This is a genomic window from Sulfurivermis sp. (genome assembly GCF_059410345.1).
Window position 1 is genome coordinate 47719 of sequence record NZ_JBLJDO010000006.1, and the last position, 20160, is coordinate 67878.

General features: G+C 63.7%; 21 protein-coding genes. 16 read left to right on the top strand and 5 right to left on the bottom strand.

Annotation, left to right across the window (positions count from 1 at the left end):
* Positions 1–6: 6 nt before the first annotated feature.
* Both ACMV8A_RS06885 and ACMV8A_RS06890 read left to right on the top strand, forming a co-directional pair.
* Positions 7–933: an ABC transporter substrate-binding protein gene (locus ACMV8A_RS06885; RefSeq protein WP_495325022.1), complete on the top strand. Its 927-nt coding sequence runs from the start codon at positions 7–9 to the stop codon at positions 931–933.
* Positions 930–4316, top strand: a complete 3387-nt coding sequence (locus tag ACMV8A_RS06890) for an EAL domain-containing protein (RefSeq protein ID WP_495325023.1) — start codon at positions 930–932, stop codon at positions 4314–4316. Before ACMV8A_RS06885 ends, ACMV8A_RS06890 begins: the two co-directional genes overlap by 4 nt.
* Here the strand turns inward: ACMV8A_RS06890 and ACMV8A_RS06895 are convergent.
* The 5 genes from ACMV8A_RS06895 to ACMV8A_RS06915 all read right to left on the bottom strand — a co-directional run bounded on the left by ACMV8A_RS06895 (position 4308) and on the right by ACMV8A_RS06915 (position 7914).
* The gene (locus ACMV8A_RS06895; RefSeq protein WP_495325024.1) at positions 4308–4511 is read right to left on the bottom strand and encodes a hypothetical protein; all 204 of its coding nucleotides are present in this window, start codon (positions 4509–4511) and stop codon (positions 4308–4310) included. The genes ACMV8A_RS06890 and ACMV8A_RS06895 overlap by 9 nt on opposite strands.
* Before the next feature lie 109 nt (positions 4512–4620).
* Positions 4621–5214: an RdgB/HAM1 family non-canonical purine NTP pyrophosphatase gene (gene rdgB, locus ACMV8A_RS06900; protein WP_495325025.1), complete on the bottom strand. Its 594-nt coding sequence runs from the start codon at positions 5212–5214 to the stop codon at positions 4621–4623.
* 21 nt (positions 5215–5235) lie between these two features.
* A complete protein-coding gene (gene rph, locus ACMV8A_RS06905; RefSeq protein ID WP_495325026.1) occupies positions 5236–5952 on the bottom strand; it encodes a ribonuclease PH in 717 nt (238 codons plus the stop codon).
* A 73-nt stretch (positions 5953–6025) separates the two neighbouring features.
* Positions 6026–6928: a PP2C family protein-serine/threonine phosphatase gene (locus tag ACMV8A_RS06910; protein WP_495325027.1), complete on the bottom strand. Its 903-nt coding sequence runs from the start codon at positions 6926–6928 to the stop codon at positions 6026–6028.
* 17 nt (positions 6929–6945) lie between these two features.
* Positions 6946–7914, bottom strand: a complete 969-nt coding sequence (locus tag ACMV8A_RS06915; RefSeq protein WP_495325028.1) for a serine/threonine protein kinase — start codon at positions 7912–7914, stop codon at positions 6946–6948.
* Between the two features lie 105 nt (positions 7915–8019).
* Here ACMV8A_RS06915 and ACMV8A_RS06920 point away from each other — a divergent pair, with 105 nt between their 5' ends.
* From ACMV8A_RS06920 to ACMV8A_RS06985, 14 genes are all read left to right on the top strand, one after another.
* Positions 8020–8883 (top strand): YicC/YloC family endoribonuclease, encoded by an 864-nt coding sequence (locus tag ACMV8A_RS06920; RefSeq protein ID WP_495325029.1) that lies wholly within the window; start codon positions 8020–8022, stop codon positions 8881–8883.
* 42 nt (positions 8884–8925) lie between these two features.
* Positions 8926–9183, top strand: coding sequence for a type II toxin-antitoxin system RelE family toxin (locus ACMV8A_RS06925; RefSeq protein WP_495325030.1), 258 nt, complete (start codon positions 8926–8928; stop codon positions 9181–9183).
* Positions 9180–9578: a helix-turn-helix domain-containing protein gene (locus ACMV8A_RS06930; protein WP_495325031.1), complete on the top strand. Its 399-nt coding sequence runs from the start codon at positions 9180–9182 to the stop codon at positions 9576–9578. Before ACMV8A_RS06925 ends, ACMV8A_RS06930 begins: the two co-directional genes overlap by 4 nt.
* Before the next feature lie 22 nt (positions 9579–9600).
* Positions 9601–10227, top strand: a complete 627-nt coding sequence (gene gmk, locus ACMV8A_RS06935; RefSeq protein ID WP_495325032.1) for a guanylate kinase — start codon at positions 9601–9603, stop codon at positions 10225–10227.
* A gap of 221 nt (positions 10228–10448) precedes the next feature.
* Complete coding sequence (rpoZ, locus tag ACMV8A_RS06940) at positions 10449–10718, top strand: DNA-directed RNA polymerase subunit omega (protein ID WP_495325033.1); 270 nt, start codon at positions 10449–10451, stop codon at positions 10716–10718.
* Positions 10719–10744: 26 nt separating this feature from the next.
* On the top strand, positions 10745–12856 hold the full coding sequence (gene spoT / locus ACMV8A_RS06945; RefSeq protein WP_495325034.1) for a bifunctional GTP diphosphokinase/guanosine-3',5'-bis pyrophosphate 3'-pyrophosphohydrolase: 2112 nt from the start codon (positions 10745–10747) through the stop codon (positions 12854–12856).
* 187 nt (positions 12857–13043) lie between these two features.
* A complete protein-coding gene (locus ACMV8A_RS06950; protein ID WP_495325145.1) occupies positions 13044–13460 on the top strand; it encodes a putative zinc-binding protein in 417 nt (138 codons plus the stop codon).
* Positions 13461–13545: 85 nt separating this feature from the next.
* Positions 13546–15555: a PhoX family protein gene (locus ACMV8A_RS06955; protein ID WP_495325035.1), complete on the top strand. Its 2010-nt coding sequence runs from the start codon at positions 13546–13548 to the stop codon at positions 15553–15555.
* A 156-nt stretch (positions 15556–15711) separates the two neighbouring features.
* Positions 15712–16095 (top strand): RidA family protein, encoded by a 384-nt coding sequence (locus ACMV8A_RS06960; RefSeq protein WP_495325036.1) that lies wholly within the window; start codon positions 15712–15714, stop codon positions 16093–16095.
* A 28-nt stretch (positions 16096–16123) separates the two neighbouring features.
* On the top strand, positions 16124–16414 hold the full coding sequence (locus tag ACMV8A_RS06965) for a nucleotidyltransferase domain-containing protein (protein WP_495325037.1): 291 nt from the start codon (positions 16124–16126) through the stop codon (positions 16412–16414).
* Positions 16411–16773, top strand: coding sequence for a HepT-like ribonuclease domain-containing protein (locus tag ACMV8A_RS06970; RefSeq protein WP_495325038.1), 363 nt, complete (start codon positions 16411–16413; stop codon positions 16771–16773). Before ACMV8A_RS06965 ends, ACMV8A_RS06970 begins: the two co-directional genes overlap by 4 nt.
* Before the next feature lie 8 nt (positions 16774–16781).
* Positions 16782–18626, top strand: coding sequence for a CHASE2 domain-containing protein (locus ACMV8A_RS06975; protein ID WP_495325039.1), 1845 nt, complete (start codon positions 16782–16784; stop codon positions 18624–18626).
* A complete protein-coding gene (locus ACMV8A_RS06980) occupies positions 18623–19180 on the top strand; it encodes an SH3 domain-containing protein (RefSeq protein WP_495325040.1) in 558 nt (185 codons plus the stop codon). Before ACMV8A_RS06975 ends, ACMV8A_RS06980 begins: the two co-directional genes overlap by 4 nt.
* A 1-nt stretch (position 19181) precedes the next feature.
* Positions 19182–20129 (top strand): M48 family metalloprotease, encoded by a 948-nt coding sequence (locus ACMV8A_RS06985; protein ID WP_495325041.1) that lies wholly within the window; start codon positions 19182–19184, stop codon positions 20127–20129.
* The last annotated feature ends 31 nt before the right edge of the window (positions 20130–20160 follow it).

A 20160-nucleotide genomic window follows, 5' to 3' on the forward strand; every position in this document is an offset into this window, starting at 1 on the left:
CACTACTTGCCCCGGCTCGTCCTCCTGCTCAGCCTGATTGTCCTGCTGAGTTGCAGCCCGACGCCCACCTTGCGGGTCGGCAGCAACCCCTGGCCGGGTTATCTGGGGCTGTACCACGCCCGCAACCTGGGCCTGTTCGAGGGCCAGCCGATCCAGTTGGTGGACTTCGACAATACCGAAGATGTGTTGCGCGCCTTCCGCAACCGCGCCATCGACGCCGCCGCCGTCACCCTGGACGAGGCGCTGCATCTGGCAGAGGGTGGCCATACGCTGCGTATCATACTGGTTTTCTCCATCTCCAATGGAGCCGATGTGGTAGTGGCGCGTCCCGGCATCGACGCGCCGCAACAACTGCGCGGGCAACGCATCGGTGTGGAAACCAATGCCCTTGGTGCCTACCTGCTGGCGCGGCTGCTGGAGCACGCCGGGCTATCCAGCCGTGATCTCACCATCGTGCACACCCCGTTGCAGGAACATGAGTCCGCCTTCCGCAACGGCAAGGTCGATGCGGTGATCACCTTCGACCCACAGCGCAGCCGTCTGCTCGCTGCCGGGGCGAGGCAAATATTCTCCAGCCAGCAGCTCCCCGGCGAGATCGTCGATGTACTGGTAGTGCGTGAGGAAGCCCTGCGCAGCCATGGTGCGGTGCTGGCCGCCCTGCGCAACGCCTACTTTCTGGCCCTGACGAGTCTACAGGCCGACCCGGCCGCGGCCGCCCCGGAACTGAGCCGCCGCATTCATATCGATGCGGCAGAACTGCTGGAGACGTGGCGGTTGATGCAGCTGGCAGATCGCGCCACCAATCAGACCCTGCTTGGCGACGGCACAGGCAATCTGCGCCCGACCATGCTGCGCCTGCAGGAGGTCATGCAGAAAAACGGGCTGCTGTCGCGGCCGGTGATACAGGCCATTGGCTTGGGCGGCGTGCCATGATCTGGCTGTATCCCCTGCGCCGCATCATTCCTCTGGCACTGATCCTTTCCAGTCTGCCACTGCTGGCCTTGATCCATTTCCTGGAGTTGCGCCAGGCCGATCACGATATCCGCCACTTACTCAACCAGCGCGCCGCCCACAGTGGCAGCCAGCTTTCCGTTCTGTTGCGTGACGCCCTGAGTCGTGAAGATTGGGAAGGGGTGCGCCGCACCCTGTACAGCGTCGTCACCCAGCCCAACCTGCGCTGGGCGGCACTGGCCGATGAGAAAAATATCGTTCTCTACAGCACCGACTACCGTCTGCTGCAACGACCGCTCTCCACCCTGCCGGATGCACCAAGCGACGCCATGCTGGACGCGGCGCGCCAGACACTGGCCGGCCAGAGCAGTTTCAACGCCGATGGCACGATATTGCGCGCCGTGTACCCACTGCGTTTGCCGCTGGAACAGGGGGAGTTGCGCGCCAGCCGCATCGGTGCGCTCGTATTCAGTTACGACACCACCGAACTACACGCCGCGGCACGCCACGAGGCCTTGCAGCACGCCGCCTACAGCTTTATTGGCGCCCTGGTCATCGCCGGCATGTTCTGGCTCTACCTGCACTTCTTCGTCGTGCGTCGTATCGAGCGGCTCACCGGCGCGATCCAGGGCTGGCGCGTCCACCACGGCGCCATTCCCCAGATCAAAGGTCATGATGAAATTGCCCTGCTCGCGCGTGAATTCGGCGGCCTGACCAACCGACTGGCGGCACAAAACCTTGCGCTGCAACAGGCCGAGCAGCACACCCGTCGCGTCAGTGACTTCTACGCCACCCTGAGCGGCACGAATACCACCATCGTGCGCAGCCAGACACTGGACGAGTTGCTGCCGCGTATTTGCGACATCGCCGTACAAAACAGCGGCATAACGGCGGCGTGGATCGGATTCATTGATGCGGCAGGGAATATCCAACCTGTCGCCAGCACCGGCATGCCGGCGGACTATTTGGCCAATCTGCACCTGTCGATCGACCCGGCTCTGCCGCAGGGCCAGGGCCCGACAGCCACCGCCATTCGCAACGGCGAACACTACCTGTGCAACGATTTCCTCCATGACCCGCACACCCTGGCGTGGCACGAGCGGGCCCGTACTGCCGGTTTTCTCGCCTCTGCCGCCTTTCCCTTGCGTCGTGAAGGAAAGGTCGTCGGCGCACTCAATCTCTACGCCGGCGAGGCGCATCTGTTCACCGCTGACCTGGTGCATCTGCTGGATGAAATGGCGCTGGATATCTCCTTTGCGCTGGACAACTTCCTGGGCGAGGAGCGCCGTCACCAGGCCGAGGCCGCCCTGGCGCGCCGCAGTTATGAGCTAAACGAACGGGTCAAGGAATTGCGCTGTCTGCTGGATGCGTCCGAGATCATGGCGCAGCACGAACTGTCGCTGGAAGACATGTTGCTGCGGATAGCCGAGCGCATCCCGCCGGCACTGCAACAGCCCGAGCATGCCTGGGCATGCATCGTACTCGACGGCCACACCTACACCTCCGGACAGGAGATGGATGCGCCGTCGATCTCCGCCCCCATCCTGCGCCAGGGGCACGCCATCGGCATGGTCGAGGCGCGCTGCAATGCGTCAGCAACCACGATAGCTGCAGAACTTTTCCTGCCTGAGGAGAGAACCCTGCTCGTCATGCTGGCCGAACAGATCGGCCGCCTGTATGAGCAGAAACAGGCCGATGAGCAGTTGCGCCTTTCCGCCCTGGTATTCGACAACAGCCGCGAACTGATCGTCATCACCGACGCCGATTCCCGCATCGTCAGCGTCAACCGCGCCTTCACCAAGGTTACCGGATACACCACCGACGAGGTCATCGGGAAACATATCCGCACCATCAAGTCCGGCCGGCAGGATCAGCCATTTTATGAGTCTATGTGGCATACGATCACCGAAACCGGCTACTGGCAGGGTGAGTTGTGGAACCGGCGCAAGAGCGGCGAACTGTATCCAGCGCTGGCATCCATCTCTGCGGTTCACGATACGCAAGGCCGGATAACGAAGTACATCTCTGTGTCCACCGATATCACCGAATTCAAACAGGCCGAAGATCGCATCCGCTATCTCGCCTATTACGATCCGCTCACCGAATTGCCCAATCGCACCTTGCTGCGCGACCGTGCCGTACAGACACTCACTCAAGCCGCCCGCGAGCATGCCGAGACGGCATTGCTGTTTCTCGACCTCGATCACTTCAAGACGATCAACGACTCCCTCGGCCATCTGAGCGGCGACAGCCTGTTGCAGGAAGCGACACAGCGCATCCGCGCAGCGCTGCGCCATGCCGACACGGTGGGCCGGCTTGGCGGTGATGAGTTCCTCATCGTGCTTAGCCACAGCGATGCGGCCAGTGCGGCACATGTGGCACGCAACCTGCTCACCCGCCTTGCCGAACCTTTTATCATCAACGGCCACAGCCTCAGCATCAGCGCCAGTATCGGCATCGCGGTATCTCCACGCGACGGCAACAACTTTGATGAATTGCACAAAAATGCCGATATCGCCATGTACAAGGCCAAGGAACTGGGCCGCAATCGCTACCACTTCTTCACACCGGAGTTGAACGAGGCCGCCATGGAGCGGCTGACCCTGGAGAGCGCGTTGCGCGGGGCGGTGGATAACAACCAGCTGCGCCTGCACTACCAGCCGCAGATCGATCTCGCCAGCGGCAAAGTGATCGGCGTCGAGGCCTTGCTGCGCTGGGTACATCCCGAACTGGGCACGGTTTCACCGGCGAAGTTCATCCCCATCGCCGAGGACAGCGGCCTGATCGATAAGATCGGCAGTTGGGTGCTATATGAGGCCTGTCGCCAGAACAAGGCGTGGCAGGATGCGGGGTTGCCGCCACTGCTGATGGCTGTCAATGTTTCCACGCGGCAGTTCGCGCTGGGCGATATTCTTGCGGTGGTCACGCATGCACTGTCCGACAGCGGTCTGGATCCCACCCATCTGGAGGTGGAGATTACCGAAAGCCTGCTGGCCCAGGATCTGGAAAACACCCTTGCCGTACTAAACAGGATTCATGCGCTGGGCGTACAGGTTGCGGTGGATGACTTCGGCACCGGTTACTCCAGCCTCGCCTATCTCAAGCGTTTTCCGCTGCACAAGCTCAAGCTGGATCAGTCCTTCGTGCGCGATCTGGAGCAGGATGCCGATGACCGTGCCATCGCCTCGGGCGTGGTCAATCTGGGACACAGCCTGGGGCTCGCCGTGATTGCCGAAGGCGTGGAAACGCCGGCACAACTGGAGATCCTGCGCCAGCTTGGTTGTGACGAAATACAGGGCTATCTGTACAGCCGACCGCTGCCGGCGGCCGAGCTGGCCGCCTGGCTGCACCAACACTCAGGCTGACTGTTTCAGGCCATGGATGCGGGTGCCATTGGGCAGCAGGTCGGCGGGGACCGTCTTGTCTGCACGCAGCAACTGCAGACGCGCGCAGCGTTCACGCCGCGGCCCCTTGCAGTAGTTGTTGATCCAGACGTAATTCATATTGGAATTCAAACTGCCCCAGACCGGGCAGTGCTTGAGAACTTCGCACTCACTCATTGACGGCTCCTTCCGCGGATGACATCCACTGATTGTTATGCCCGGCAAATGTGACAGCTTTATGCCGGGAGTATCTGTCCGCCGGGGTGTGGACCCGGCTGACGGATGATTATACCTGACGCAGCGCCGCCAGCAGCTGGCGCAAGGCCTGACCACGGTGACTGAGGTCGTGCTTGAGCGCCGACGGCAGCTCGGCCACTGTGGCATTGTGCGCCGGCACGAAGAACACCGGGTCATAGCCAAAGCCGCCGTCACCATGGGGTTCAAACGCGATCATACCTTCCCAGCTGCCCTGGCAGATGATCGGCGTCGGGTCCAGTTCATGCGCCATATACACCAGCACGCACTGAAAGCGCGCGCTACGCTGGGCCGCCGGCACATCCTTCATCTCCACCAGCAGCTTCTGCAGGTTGGCCGTATCACCGGCACCGACGCCGGCATAGCGTGCTGAGTAAATACCCGGAGCGCCCATAAGGGAATCCACCTCCAATCCGGAGTCGTCGGCGATGGCCGGCAGACCGGTGTGGCGCGCGGCGTTGCGCGCCTTGAGGATGGCATTCTCCACGAAGGTCAGGCCGGTCTCCTCGGCCTCCGGCACACCCAGCTCGGTCTGCGGCACGATGCTGATGTCCGCACCGGCCAGGATCTCGCCGAACTCACGCACCTTGCCCTTGTTACCGCTGGCCAACACGACTTTCTTCATGACAAGGCCCCTTACCGTTTGTTACTTCCCCAGCGCCTCGCGCTGCTTCTCCAGCAACTGGCGGATGCCCTGGTCGGCCAGGGCCAGCATGGCGTCCAGTTCCTCGCGGCGGAAGGCGTGGCCCTCGGCGGTGCCCTGCACCTCGATGAAGGCGCCACCGTCGTTCATCACCACATTCATGTCGGTCTCGGCGCCGGAATCCTCCGCGTAGTCCAGGTCGACGATGGGCACGCCCTGGTGGATACCGACCGACACCGAGGCCACCTGGCCGTGCAGCGGGTCCTTCTTGATCAGTTTCTTTTCGCGCAGGTGGCGGATGGCATCGACCAGGGCCACATAACCGCCGGTGATGGAGGCGGTGCGGGTACCGCCATCGGCCTGGATCACGTCGCAGTCGACGGTGATGGTACGCTCACCCAGCGCCGCCATGTCCACCACGGCGCGCAGCGAACGACCGATGAGACGCTGGATCTCCATGGTGCGGCCGCCCTGCTTGCCCTGGGCCGCCTCGCGGTTCATGCGCGAGCCGGTGGAGCGCGGCAGCATGCCGTATTCCGCAGTCACCCAGCCCTCGCCCTTGCCCTTGAGAAAGCGCGGCACGCCCTCGCTCACGCTGGCGGTGCAAATCACCTTGGTATCGCCGAACTCCACCAGGACCGAGCCTTCGGCATGCTTGGTGTAGTTGCGGGTAAGTTTGATGGCGCGCAGTTCAGCGGGCGCTCGTCCACTCGGGCGCATAGGAATTCCTTGGTTGGATTGGTGTAATGGGAGGCCCGGCCATTGTACCGGGCATTGACGGCGAGGCGAACCCTTATCGCTTCAACTCGTCCTTATAGGTACGCAGCACCTCTTCGATCTGTTCGATGGCGCTCTTCAGCTTGTCGTCGTCCACCCGCGGCGTCTCGTCCTTGGGCTTCGGCTTCGGTTCAGGCTTGGGCGGCTCCGGCGGGCGCGGCCGTGGCGTGGCCGGCGCCAGCGAGGTCAGGCGCAGGGCGACCACGCTGATATTGTCGCTGTGCGGATAGCTGATCTGTTCGGCGCGCATGGCCATGCGCTCGAGCACCTCATCCAGGCTGCCTTCCTGTTGCAGCATCAGCCCCAGTTGGGCGTCGTCCAGCGCGCCCCACAGACCGTCGGAACACAGCAGGACGATGTCGCCCACGCGCATCGGTTTGCCCTTGCCCAACTCCACCTCGGGTGCCTGCGGCATGGCGCCGATGCACTGGGTGATGTGGTTGCGGCGTGGGTGGCTGTCCTGTTCGGAGCGCCGGATGATGCCCTGCTGGTAGAGCTGTTCGACGTAGGAATGATCGGTGGTGCGGAACACCGGCAGGCCGCCGCGAAACAGGTACAGGCGCGAGTCACCGACATGGGCCCAGTCCATGTGGCCGTTCTGGAGCAGACACAGTACCGCAGTCGTGCCGGGAATATTGCCCAGGTTCTGCTCGGTGGCATGGCTGACCAGGGCATCATGGGTGGCCTGGATGATCTCGGTCAGAAAGCGCCCCGGCTGCGCCACCGGGCGCGTGCTGTTGAGGTAGCGGTCGCGCGCGATGTCCACCAGCGCCTGCGCCGCCACGTCGCCGCCATAGTGGCCGCCCATGCCGTCGGCCAGCACCAGCAACACACCCTCATCGCTCTCCACGATGTCGAAGCGATCCTGGTTGCTGTTGCGATTGCCGAGGTGATTGGCGACGCCGGTTTCGTAGTGCATCGGACGGGACCTGTTTCTCAACCCTTGGACCAGGGCAGGGTGATGTCACGGGTCAACAGATCGAGAAAGGAGTCACCCCGCGAAGTGGGCTCCTCCGGCGGCTCCTCACGATTCATCGCCTCCAGCAACTGATCCACATTCTGCGGGCGCAGCAACGGGTCCACCTCCATCGCCCAGTCGATGGCGCCGAGCAGGGCTGCGGAATAGTGCTTCTTGAACGCCAGCACGGCCGGCTTCAACGCATCTTTCATGCGCCGCTCGTCCGCCGGCGGCGGCGTCGCGCCGTCGATGCAGGCGCGCATGGAGGCGCCTACTGCATACAGATCGCTCCACGGGCCGACGTAGCCGCCGGGGGTGAGCTGCTCGTAGGGCGCGAAGCCGGGAGTGATCACTTGGGTGGGCTGATACTTGCGACTGTTCTGCATCTGATGGACAGCACCGAAATCCAGCAGCAGCGGGTTGCCACCGGGGCGCAGGAAGATGTTGCCGGGTTTGATGTCCAGATGCAGCAGGCCCATGCCGTGAATCACCTTCAGACCATCGAGCAGGCGCGGGAATACCGTGCGGATGAATTTTTCGCTCAGGTTGCCGCCGTGGCGCTTGATGTAGTCCTGCAGGTTGATCCCCTTTTCGTAGGCCATGACCATATAGACCGTGCCGTTGGCACGGAAGAAGTTGATCACGTTGACGATGTTGGGATGCTTGATGGTGGCCAGCGTGCTGGCCTCCTGGAAGAACATGCGGCGGCCATGGGCGAAATTGTCGCCGGTCTCGGAATCGGGCAGGGTGTGTACCGACACGCCATCCTCGCCGCGATAGGCCAGCTTGCGCGGCATGTATTCCTTGATCGCCACCAGACTGCCGTCATTGGCGTCATGCGCCAGATACACGATGCTGAAACCACCGCCGCCGATGGCACGGTCGATGACATAGCTGTCCAGCGGGGTGCCCTTTTGCAGGCAGTAAGTGTCGCGCGCGTCGTTCATCCGCTATCTATATGAGAGAGAAGCTTTTTCCTGCTGCTGTTCCGTGGCGTGATGAGTCAGGGTACCATGACCGGCCATGCCGCACCGTAAGCTTGAGGAGTGTACATGATTCACAGCATGACGGCATTCGCCCGCCGCGAGTCCCAGGGCACCTGGGGCGCCTTCACCGTGGAACTGCGCTCGGTCAACCACCGCTACCTGGAACTGGGCCTGCGCCTGCCGGACGAAGTGCGCGTGCTGGAACCGCGCATCCGCGAGCGCATCAACCAGGCCCTGGGCCGCGGCAAGGTGGACTGTGCCATCCGTTACCAGGCACCGGCGGAATACGCCTCGCTGGCGATCAACCGGGAGCTGGTCACCCAGCTGGCGCACGTCACCCGCGAGATCGACGGCATCATCTACAACCCCGCCCCGGTGAACTCCTTTGATGTGCTGCGCTGGCCCGGCGTGCTGCAACTGCCCACACCCGACCCGGAGCGCCTGCACGCCGAGGCCATGGGGCTGCTCGACGCCGCGTTGAGCGAATTGATCGCTACCCGCGCCCGTGAAGGCGACAAGCTGAAGGAACTGCTCCTGCAACGCTGTGCGGCGATGGGCGCGATCGTCACCCAGGTCAACGCCCGCCGCCCCGAGGTGCTGGCGCGCGCCCGCGAACGCCTCGACGCCAAACTGGCCGAGCTGAAGGACGAACTGGAACCGGCCCGGCTGGAACAGGAACTGGTGCTGCTGGCCCAGCGCCTGGACGTGGAAGAGGAACTGGACCGCCTCACGGCCCACCTCGACGAAGTGCGCCGCGTGCTGGAGCAGAAGGAGCCGGTGGGCCGCCGCCTCGACTTCCTGATGCAGGAGCTGAACCGCGAGGCCAACACCCTCTCCTCCAAATCCCAGGACGTGGACACCACCCGCTACGCCGTGGACCTCAAGGTGCTCATCGAGCAGATGCGCGAACAGGTGCAGAATATCGAATAGCCCAGCCCTTTGTTGCCTATAAGTAAACACGGAAGTAAACTTATGCTCCGGCTGGTGTACAAAAAAGCGGCGCTGAAGGAACTGGCGAAGCTGCCAGCCCGGATTCGCCAGAAGATGCAGAAAGAATTAGCAACCATCGCCGCCAATCCACATGATTATTCCGGTGATTGGAAGCCGCTGACCGGCTCGCCCTATTGGCGCCTGCGGGTAGGTGGCTACCGCGCCATCTGCTCTATCGAGGACGAGGCGCTGGTGTTGCTGGTACTGAAGGCCGGGCTGCGGGGAGATGTCTACCAATGAGCGCACAGGTCCAAATCATCGAAAAGGACGGCAAACCCGAATATGCCGTCGTGCCCATCGAGCTCTACCGCCAATTGCTCACCCTGGCGGAAGACGCCGAGGATATCCGTGCCGCCAACACCGCCGTGCGGGAATTGGAAAACGGTGCTGACGAGGCCATCCCGGCGGAGGTAGCGCAGCGCCTGCTGGCCGGTACCGAACATCCGCTGCGCATCTGGCGCGAATACCGCGGTCTGACCCAGGAGGCGCTGGCGGCCCAGGCCGGCGTCGGCAAATCCTATTTGTCGCAAATCGAGGCCGGCAAAAAGACCGGCTCAGCCAGAATATTGCGCACACTGGCGCAAATACTGCGGGTGGACACGGATGATCTGCTCATGCCGCCCGCGCAGGAATGACCCAACAATTCAAAGGCCAGCCATGGAACACCAGCACGCACAAGGCACCCTCTACATCGTTTCCGCCCCCTCCGGCGCCGGCAAGACCAGCCTGGTCAAGGCCCTGTTGCAGAACACCGACAAGCTGCAGGTCTCGGTGTCCCACACCACCCGCGCCATGCGTCCGGGCGAGGTGGACGGCAAGGATTACCACTTCGTCGATGTGGAAACCTTCCGCGCCATGGTGGCCAACCAAGCCTTCCTGGAACACGCCCAGGTATTCGACAACTACTACGGCACCTCCCGCTCCGCCGCCCTCGACCTGCTCAAGCACGGCATCGACGTGATCCTGGAGATCGACTGGCAGGGTGCCCGCCAGGTGCGCCAGATGATCCCGGGCACGGTGTCCATCTTCGTCCTGCCGCCCTCCCGCGCGGCCCTGGAGCAACGCCTGCGCAACCGCGGCCAGGACGGCGACGAGGTCATCGCCCGGCGCATGCGCGACGCGGTGAGCGAGATGAGCCACTGCTTCGAGTTCGACTACCTGGTGATCAACGACGACTTCGACACCGCCCTGGGCGAACTGGCCGCCATCGTCCGGGCCAACCGCCTGCGCGAGCCGCGCCAGGCCGCCGCCCACGACGCGCTGCTCAAGTCCCTACTGGCTTGACCAGGAAATAAACCGGCCGGGTCCGCCAATGCATGCGAAAGGACCCAAATGGGACCTGCGGAGAAAACCGGCGACCGGCCGTCTGACGTGGTATATCCGTGCGTTCAGGACTATTCGCGTCCATTGGCGTTTATTTGCGGACTGCGGTTTTTGAGATAGAATCCATCCCCTTTTCGTCCGTCCCCCGCCGGGGCGGACCCGGATTATCGGAGAGTAGCAACATGGCCCGTGTCACCGTCGAAGACTGCCTGGACAACGTCGACAACCGCTTCCAGCTGGTGCTGGTTGCCACCAAGCGCGCCCGTCAGCTGGAAAAGGGCAAGGATGCCTACCTGCCCTGGGAGCAGGACAAGCCCACCGTACTCGCCCTGCGCGAAATTGCCGCCGGCCTGGTGGGCCGCGAGGTGCTGGACGCCGTGGAGCAGGAGTCGGAGGATGCGTTCGAAGAAGAGGTCGCCGCCCCGGTGGTGATCTCCATGGACAACGACTGATGACGTCGTAAGCCGGAGGGTGCACGGTGTTTTTGATCAGCGACCTGTGCGCCCTCCTCGAAGGCTATCTTGAACCGGATCAGGTGGCCGAGGTCTATCGGGCCTATCTGTTCGGTGCCGAGGCGCACGAAGGTCAGAAGCGCGTCTCCGGCGAACCCTACATCTACCACCCCCTCGCCGTGGCGCGCATCCTCGCCGAGATGCGCATGGATGCCCCCAGCATCGTCGCCGCCATCCTGCACGACGTCATCGAAGACACTCCCACCGCCAAGGAACAGATCGCCGAAAAGTTCGGTGCCGAAGTGGCGGAACTGGTGGACGGCGTCTCCAAGCTGACCAACATCCAATTCGAGAGCAAGGCCGAGGCGCAGGCGGAAAACTTCCGCAAGATGATGCTGGCCATGGCGCGCGACCTGCGCGTGATCATCATCAAGCTGGCCGACCGCCTGCACAACATGCGCACGCTGGAAGGGCTGCGCCCGGACAAGCGCCGCCGCATCGCGCGCGAAACCCTCGACATCTACACCCCCATCGCCTCGCGCCTCGGCATGAATCGCCTGCGCCTGGAGCTGGAAGACCTCGGCTTTGCCGCCTACCACCCGCTGCGTGCCCGCGTGCTGGCCGAGGCGGTGAAGAAGGCGCGCGGCAACCGGCGCGAAATCATCAGCAAGATCGAGATCGCGTTGCAGGAGCGCCTGCGCCAGGAGGGGCTGGAAGGACGCGTCATCGGCCGCGAGAAACACCTGCTGTCGCTGTACAAAAAGATGCGCAGCAAAAACCTGTCCTTCAACGAAGTGATGGACGTGTATGCCTTCCGCGTCATCGTCGACAAGGTGGACACCTGTTACCGCGTGCTCGGCGCCGTGCACAACCTGTACAAGCCGGTACCCGGCAAGTTCAAGGACTACATCGCCATCCCCAAGGCCAACGGCTACCAGTCGCTGCACACCGCCCTGTTCGGCCCCTACGGCGTGCCCATCGAGGTGCAGATCCGCACCGAAGAGATGGACAAGGTGGCCGAGGCGGGTATCGCCGCCCACTGGCTGTACAAGACCGGCGAGGGCGGCGGCGTCAGCGCCCAGGCGCGCGCGCGCGAATGGCTCAAGGGCCTCTTGGAGATGCAGCAGAGCGCCGGCAATTCGCTGGAGTTCCTGGAGAACGTCAAGGTCGATCTGTTCCCCGACGAGGTCTACGTGTTCACGCCCAAGGGCGAGATCATGGAACTGCCGCGCGGCGCCACCGCGGTGGACTTCGCCTACGACGTGCATACCGACGTGGGCAACTCCTGCGTGGCGGTGAAGATCGATCGCCGCCTGATGCCACTCGCCACGCGCCTCGGCAACGGGCAAACGGTGGAAGTGATCACTGCGCCGAGTGCGCGACCCAACCCCACCTGGCTCAACTTCGTGGTCACTGCCAAGGCGCGCGCCAACATCCGCAACTATCTGAAGAACCTGCAACGCGACGAGGCCATCGGCCTCGGCCGCCGCCTGCTGGAGCAAGCCCTCACCGACCTGGAAGAGACCCTGCTGATGGTGCCGCAGGAACGCATTGATGCGGCGCTGAAGGAAGTGAATCTGGCCACCTTCGATGACCTGCTGGAACAGATCGGCCTGGGCAATCGCATGGCGCCGCTGGTGGCGCGTCTCCTGGTGCCGCTGGAGACACACACACCGGAACAGGAAGCCGCCAACCGCCCGCTCTACATCAAGGGCACCGAAGGCGCCGTGGTGTCCTTCGCCAAGTGCTGCCGCCCAATCCCCGGCGACGCCATCATGGGCTTCCTCTCCACCGGCCGCGGCATCATCATCCACACGCAGAACTGCAAAAACATCGCCGACTACCGCAAGCAACCGGAGAAGTGGATCACCGTGCAGTGGGCCGACCTGCTCGACACCACCTTCCCGGTCGACCTGCGCGTGGAAGTCACCAACCAGCGCGGCGTACTCGCCACCGTTGCCGCCGCCATTGCCGAAACCGACGCCAATATCGACAACGTCAGCCTGGAAGACCGCGACGGCATCCACTCCGCCATCAACCTCACCGTCGCCGTGCGCGACCGCCGTCACCTCGCCCGCATCATGCGCAGCATCCGTGCCCTCGACAAGGTCGTGAAGATCGGCCGCGGTCGCGGCTGAAATTTCCATCCGCCCGCGCCGGTGCGGGCAATGGCTCCTTGGGACGTTCTGAACTTCTCCAGAACTTCCCTTAACCGCGCTGCAACATCCGGCCGCTACGCTCCCGCTGCCACGGAAGGTGCGACTTCCGCCTTGCCACCATCATTCTTGCGGGAACTTCACCATGAGCGGATTCAAACCACGCTTTATGTCGCTATCGGACACCGCCGCAGGCAAAACCCACACCAGGCCCCGCCTGCCCCTGGTCTATGCCTGCTCTGGCTGTTCGGCCGCGGCACAGATGGCCAATCATCTCGCGCTGCGGCTGGACCGCGGCGGCGCCGCTGAGATGTCCTGCATTGCAGGCGTCGGCGGCGACGTGCCACAGCTGCTGCGTGTTGCCCGCTCGGGCCGACCGATGCTGGCAATCGACGGCTGTGAGTTGCATTGCGTCGCCCACACACTACGCCGCCACGACCTCATCCCCCTGCGCCATTACACCTTGTCGCAACTCGGCGTGCACAAGAACCGCCACGGCGAATTTGACACCACACAAGCAGATGCCGTGTTCACCATGCTGCTGTCCGATCTCCACGCCCTCGCAACTGTCACCGTTCAGACATAAGGCAATAACGTACACGTCATTTTCTGCCGCTACCTTGCCCCGGGTCGTTATTCCCTTTCCCTTTCCGTCTTACAGGAGTTGACCCATGAACAAAGAAGGCAGGCAGAACCTGATCGGCAAGCCGCAGGATCCGATCACCAACAGCAGTGACAATGTGGACTTTGCCACCCTGCTCAACGCGCGCCTCAACCGCCGCCAGATCCTCAAGGGCGGCCTCGGCGCCGCCACCGCCGGCTTTCTCGGCGGCGCCGGTGCCCTGGCCCTGACCGGCTGTGATTCCAGCAGCTCCAGCACCCCCGTCAGCGGCAGCGGCGGCGTCAGTCTGGTCACCGCCCTCGGCTTTACCGCCATCGCCCTCAATCAGGACGACACCGCCACCGTGCCGGCCGGCTATACGGCCACGCCGTTCATTCCCTGGGGTACACCCATCACTGGCAGCTACCCCGCCTACCTAGACGGCGGTCTCAATACCGGCGCCGAGCAGGAACAGCAGGTGGGCATGCACCACGACGGCATGCACTTCTTCCCCATCGACAACCGCTCCGATGAAGGCCTGCTGGTGGTGAACCACGAGTACATCCAGCAGAACACCATGCACGCCTCCGGCGCCGCCACCGTCGACGGCAGCGGCAATCGCACGGTGGAAGACGAGGTACGCAAGGAGATCGCCGCCCACGGCGTGTCCGTGGTACACATCAAGAAGGACGCCGGCGGCAACTGGGGTGTGGTTCCGTCCATGTACAACCGCCGCATCACCGGAGCCACCCCGATGGCGATCCGTGGCGCCGTGCGCGGCAGCGACTTCGTGATCACCAAATACAGCCCGGCTGGCACCATGACCCGCGGCACCCTCAACAACTGCGCCCACGGCTACACCCCGTGGAACACCTACCTCACCTGCGAGGAAAACTGGGCCGGCTACTTCGTCAACAAGGATGCCACCCTGCCGCGCGAGCACAGCCGTTACGGCGTGGCCACCGGCACCGGCCGCTATAAGTGGGAGACCCTCACCAGCGGCGGTGATCAGTATGTGCGCTTCAACGCCACCACACTGGGCGCCGATGCCACCGAGGACTACCGCAACGAACCCAATGCCTTCGGCTGGGTGGTTGAGATCGATCCCTTCGACCCGGACGCTACGCCGATCAAGCGCACCGCCCTGGGCCGCATCGCCCACGAGGGCGCCTGGTTTGCGCCGGCGCAGGAAGGCAAGCCGGTGGTGGTATACATGGGCGATGACGCGCGTAACGAATACATCTACAAGTTCGTCAGCAAGAACAACTACCACAAGGCCACCGCCAACGGTTCGCTGCTGGACGAGGGCACACTGTACGTGGCCAAGTTCAACGCCGACGGCGGCGAATGGCTCGCCTTGGAATACGGCCAGAACGGCCTCACCGACGCCAACGGCTTCACCTCCCAGGCCGATGTGCTGGTCAACACCCGTCTGGCCGCCGATTTCGTTGGCGCTACCAAGATGGACCGCCCCGAGTGGGGCACCGTCAATCCGTTCAACGGCGAGATCTACTTCACCCTCACCAACAACTCCAACCGCACCAGCGGCGAAGTGGACGACGCCAATCCGCGCGGCCCCAATCCCTACGGCCACATCATCAAGATCGCCGAAACCGGCAACAACCCGGCGGCCACCGGCTTCGCCTGGGACATCTTCGTGCTAGCCGGCACTGCGGGCGACAGCCTCGATCCCAACGGCAACCCGCTCACTGCCGACAACACCTTCGCCAGCCCCGACGGCCTGTGGGTGGACGATGGCGGTGTCATGTGGATCCAGACCGACATGAGCGGCTCCCAGCTCAACGGCGGCACCTTCGGCAATAACCAGATGCTTGGCGCCATTCCCTCCACCGGCGACATCCGCCGCTTCTTCGTCGGGCCGATCGGCTGCGAAGTCACCGGCGTCGTCATGACCCCGGATCGCAAGACCATGTTCGTCAACGTTCAGCACCCGGGGGAGCAGGGCAATGTCCTGCTGGGCAACGGCAGTTACTCCGAATGGCCCGATGGCAGCGGCGCACGCCCCCGCTCCAGCACCGTCATCATCACCCGAGATGACGGCGGCGTAATCGGCGTTTAAGGAAATATTCGGGGCAGGGATGCCCGTTCATTTTGTGCTGCGCAACGGCGCCCCATCCTGGTGATGGGGCGTCATCATTTCCGGCACGCGATACCTCTCGGTCTTCTTTGGTGTGCGGTATGATCCGCCCATCAATAACCTGATCAGGAGTTTCCCGTGGCCAAGCAAATCATCCATACCGACCAGGCCCCCAAGGCCATCGGCACGTATTCTCAGGCGGTGAAGGTGGGCGACACCGTGTACCTCTCCGGCCAGATCCCGCTGGTGCCGGAAACCATGGAGGTGGTGCAGGGCGACATGCGCGCGCAGGTGCGCCGCGTGTTCGACAACCTGAAGGCGGTGGCCGAGGCAGCCGGCGGTTCGCTGGCCGACGTGGTCAAGCTCAATGTGTTCCTCACCGACCTCACCCATTTCCCCCTGGTCAACGAGGTGATGGCCGAATACTTCGCCCAGCCCTATCCCGCCCGCGCCGCCGTGCAGGTCGCCGCCCTGCCCAAGGGGGTGCCGGTGGAGATGGACGGAGTAATGGTGTTGGAGTAAATATCAGGATTCAGAAGTGAGGTACCACATGCGGCCATCGATTGTACTGGAACAACATCGCGCAGCCATCCGACAGGCGGCCGCCCGCCATCGGACGGCCAATGTTCGTGTATTCGGCTCGGTCCTGACCGGCCAGGACAGTGACGACAGCGACCTGGACCTGCTGGTGGACCCCCTCCCCGGTGTGACCTTGTTTGATCTGGGGGGGCTGCAAGTTGAGCTGGAGGAAATGATGGGAGTACCCGTCGAGGTACTGACCCCGGGAGATCTGCCCGCTAAGTTTCGCGCCCAGGTTCTGGCCGAAGCCCAGCCTGTATGACGGTCAACCGCCTGGAAGACTATCTCGGACACATGCTGGAGGCGGCACGCCTCGCCTTATCCTATGTCGCAGACCTCGACAAAAAGGCTTTTCTTGAAGATAAGCGTACCCAGCAGGCGGTCATTCTGAATATCGTGGTCCTTGGTGAAGCCGCGACCAAGATCGGCAACGAATACCCGGATTTCATTGCCCAGCATCCTTTCATCCCCTGGAAGAACATGAAAGGCATGCGCAATCGTATTGCCCATGGATATTTCGATATTGATCTGGAGATCGTTTGGACCACCGTACAAACAGCGCTACCCCCGCTGATTGAACAACTTGCCGCATTGGCCGCTTCCCCCCATCAAGCCAGCTGACGACATCCATGTACGCTTGGCGCACGCTGTCCATCGAGCCGCTCAACCGCCTTACCGTCGCGGCACTGCTGCTGCTCGCCATCGAGTTCGGCGGCGCCGGCCTGTTGTCCACGCTGGAACACCTCTACGGCGATCTGCTGCTGCGCCAGCATGCGTCGCAGCAGCGACCCGATCCGGATATCGTCATCGTCGATATCGACGAGCGCAGCCTGGATCAAATGGCGCCGCTGGCCGGGCGTTATCCCTGGCCGCGCTCGGTGTTCGCCGAACTCGTCGAGGGCATGGCGCGGCAGCAACCGGCAGCCATCGTGTTCGACATTTTGTTTTCCGATGCGGATGTGATGCGCCCGGAGGGCGATGGCTGGTTCGCGGAGGTCGCGCAGCAGTATGACCATGTGTACTTCCCCTTGCTGCGTCTCGAAGGCGGGCACGCGCAGGGGGTGCCGCTGGCACAGTATGGCGCACTGCTCGGCATCGAACGCGGACCGCAGGCCCGCGACGACGCACGTGTGGCCTTGCTCCTGCCCTTGCCGGCGCTGGCAGCGACCGGCCGTCTCGGCGCGATCAATTACACCGAGGATACTGACGGTGTTGGTCGCCGCTATCACCTCCATCTCGACGCCGACGGCTGGCGCATTCCTTCGCTGCCGGCGCGGGTGGCAAAGGATTTGGGTTATACCGTGCCGCAGCAGCCCGACCTGCTGCTCAACTGGCGCGGCCCGGCGCTGAGTTATACACGCATCCCGCTATTCGACCTGTATGACGATCTGGCGCGCAGCCAGCCGCAGCGGCCCATCGACGAACTCACCGGCAAGATCGTGATCATCGGTTCCACCGCCGCCGGTCTGCACGACCTGCGCAGCACGGCCATGGGCAGCCTGTATCCGGCAGTGGAGATCATCGCCACCGCCCTCGACAATCTGAAACATGGTGATGCGCTGCGCGCCGCGCCAGCTATAGTCGCACCGCTTGTCGCACTGCTATTGCTCGGCTCCCTGTTTCTCGCCTTCCGCCACCACGTCAATCCGCTGCGCATCGGCCTTGGCCTGCTCATCGCCACACCACTGTTCGCCGCGATGCAATACGGCGCGCTGCAACTGCGCTGGGTAGTCCCGCTGTTCACGCCGCTGGTGTTCGGCTGGCTGTATTACGTCGCCGCAGCACTGCATGCCTGGCTGCGCGAGAAGCGTGAACGTGAACGTTCGGTGCAGATATTCAGCCGTTTTCTCGACCCGCGCGTGGTGCAGAATCTGGTGGCGCAGGGTGAGTCGGCACTGAGCCTTAAAAGCCAGAGCCGCCAGCTCACCGTGCTGTTCTCCGACATCCGCGGTTTCACCACCCTGTCGGAACAGCACACGGCGGAGGAGATCGTCGATCTGCTCAACGATTACTTCTCGCGCCAGGTGCAGGTGATCTTCCAGCACAATGGCACCATGGACAAATTCATCGGCGACGCCATCATGGCCTTCTGGGGCGCGCCGGTGGACGACGCCAACCAGGCGGTGAATGCGGTGAGCGCGGCGCTGGCCATGTGTGACACGCTGGAGGAGTTCCGCCGCCATCTCGGCCCCTCCGGCGAACATTTCGATGTGGGTATCGGCATCCATACCGGCCCGGCCGTGGTCGGCTTCATCGGCTCGGCCAACCGCCTCGACTACACCGCCATCGGTGATACGGTAAACCTGGCCAGCCGCATCGAGGGCCAGACCAAGGGGGTGGCGCGCGTGCTGGTCTCCGCCGACACCCGCGCCCTGTGCGGCGAGGCGTTTGACTTTATCGACCACGGTTCCTATAAGGTGAAGGGCCGAACCCAGGAAGTCCGTTTGTACGAACCACGCAGGAAAACCCCATGACGCGACATCTGCTTTCCCTGTTGTTGCTCTGCGGCTTGAGCCTTGGCGCCCAGGCCGATCCCGCACAGGTGATCCGTGCCACCGAGCTGAAGGATAAACCCTTCAGCGATGCAGCCACGCTCCTGCCGCTGGCGGAAAAGGCTGTGGTGAACGTGCTGGCACGCGAAGGCGGCTGGTACAAGGTCAAGGCGCAGGGCAAGGAGGGCTGGGTACGCATGACCACACTGCGCCTGGGCGATGGCAGCGCCAAGCCGGGCGACAGCGGCGTCGGCTCGGCGTTGCAGTTCCTCTCCACCGGCCGTTCCGGCTCCAGCGGCGTCACCGTCGCCACCGGCGTGCGCGGCCTCGACGCGGCGGACATCACCAACGCCAAGCCCGACCCTAAGGCGGTGGAGGGCATGGACACCCTGGCGGTCAACGCTGACGAGGCGCGCCGCTATGCCGCCGAACAGAAATTGCAGGCACAGAAGATCGCCTACCTGCCCGACCCGAAGCAGGCGACGGACAAAAAGCCGAGTAAACCCGCCAGCCCGCTGCCGTGGGAGAACGACTGACATGAGGACGCCCTTCAAACCCCTGCTGCTCGCCGCGGCCCTGACCCTATCCGGCACCGTGCTGGCCAACCCCTTCGGCGGCCTGTTTGGCGGCAGCGGCGGCAAGGAGATCGACCTCGGTGGCCTGCTCAAGTCGGCCCAGGATGCCTTCGGCGAGGTGAAACCGGAGCAGGAGCGCACCATCGGCCGTGAGGCCGCCGCCGTGCTGCTCGGTGCCGTGCCGCTGGCCAAGGACCAGACCCTGCAGCGCTACCTCAACCGCGTCGGCCGCTGGGTGGCGCTGCAAAGCGAGCGTCCCGATCTGGAATGGCGCTTCGGCCTGCTCGACTCCATGGACGTCAACGCCTTTGCCGCACCGGGCGGCTACGTCTTCATCACCAAGGGCCTGCTGCTGCGCATGGGCTCCGAGGCGGAACTCGCCGGCGTGCTGGCCCATGAGGTGGCCCACGTGGTGAAGAAACATCATTTGCAGGCCGTGCAGAAGGGTGCCCGCCTCGACCTCGCGGTCGGCCTCGCCGGTACGCGCATGGGCGAAGAGGATCGCGCCAAGCTGGACAAGATCGCCGGCGGCTTCAAGGAGCTGTATGCCCGCGGCCTGGACAAGGACGACGAACACGAGGCCGACCGCATGGGCCTGGTGATCGCCACCCGCGCCGGCTACGACCCCTACGGCCTGCCCGCCACGCTGCAGACCCTGGGCGCCATGAACCCCAAGGACGGTTCCCTCGCCTTTTTGTTCAAGACCCACCCGGCACCCGGCCAGCGCCTCGACCTCATCGACGCGGTGTTCGCCCCGCTGGAGGCCTATGCACGCCAGCCATCGGTGAAGGATCGCTTCCTGCGCGAAGTGGCCGCGGCACAAAAGCGCGGCGCCTTTGAGGATCCGGGCTTCCGTCTCAATGCCGCCGTCTCGCCGGCCGCGGCGCGTCACCTGCACCCGCACGACTGAGATGATTCTGTGTGGGCCTGCAGCGCGGGGC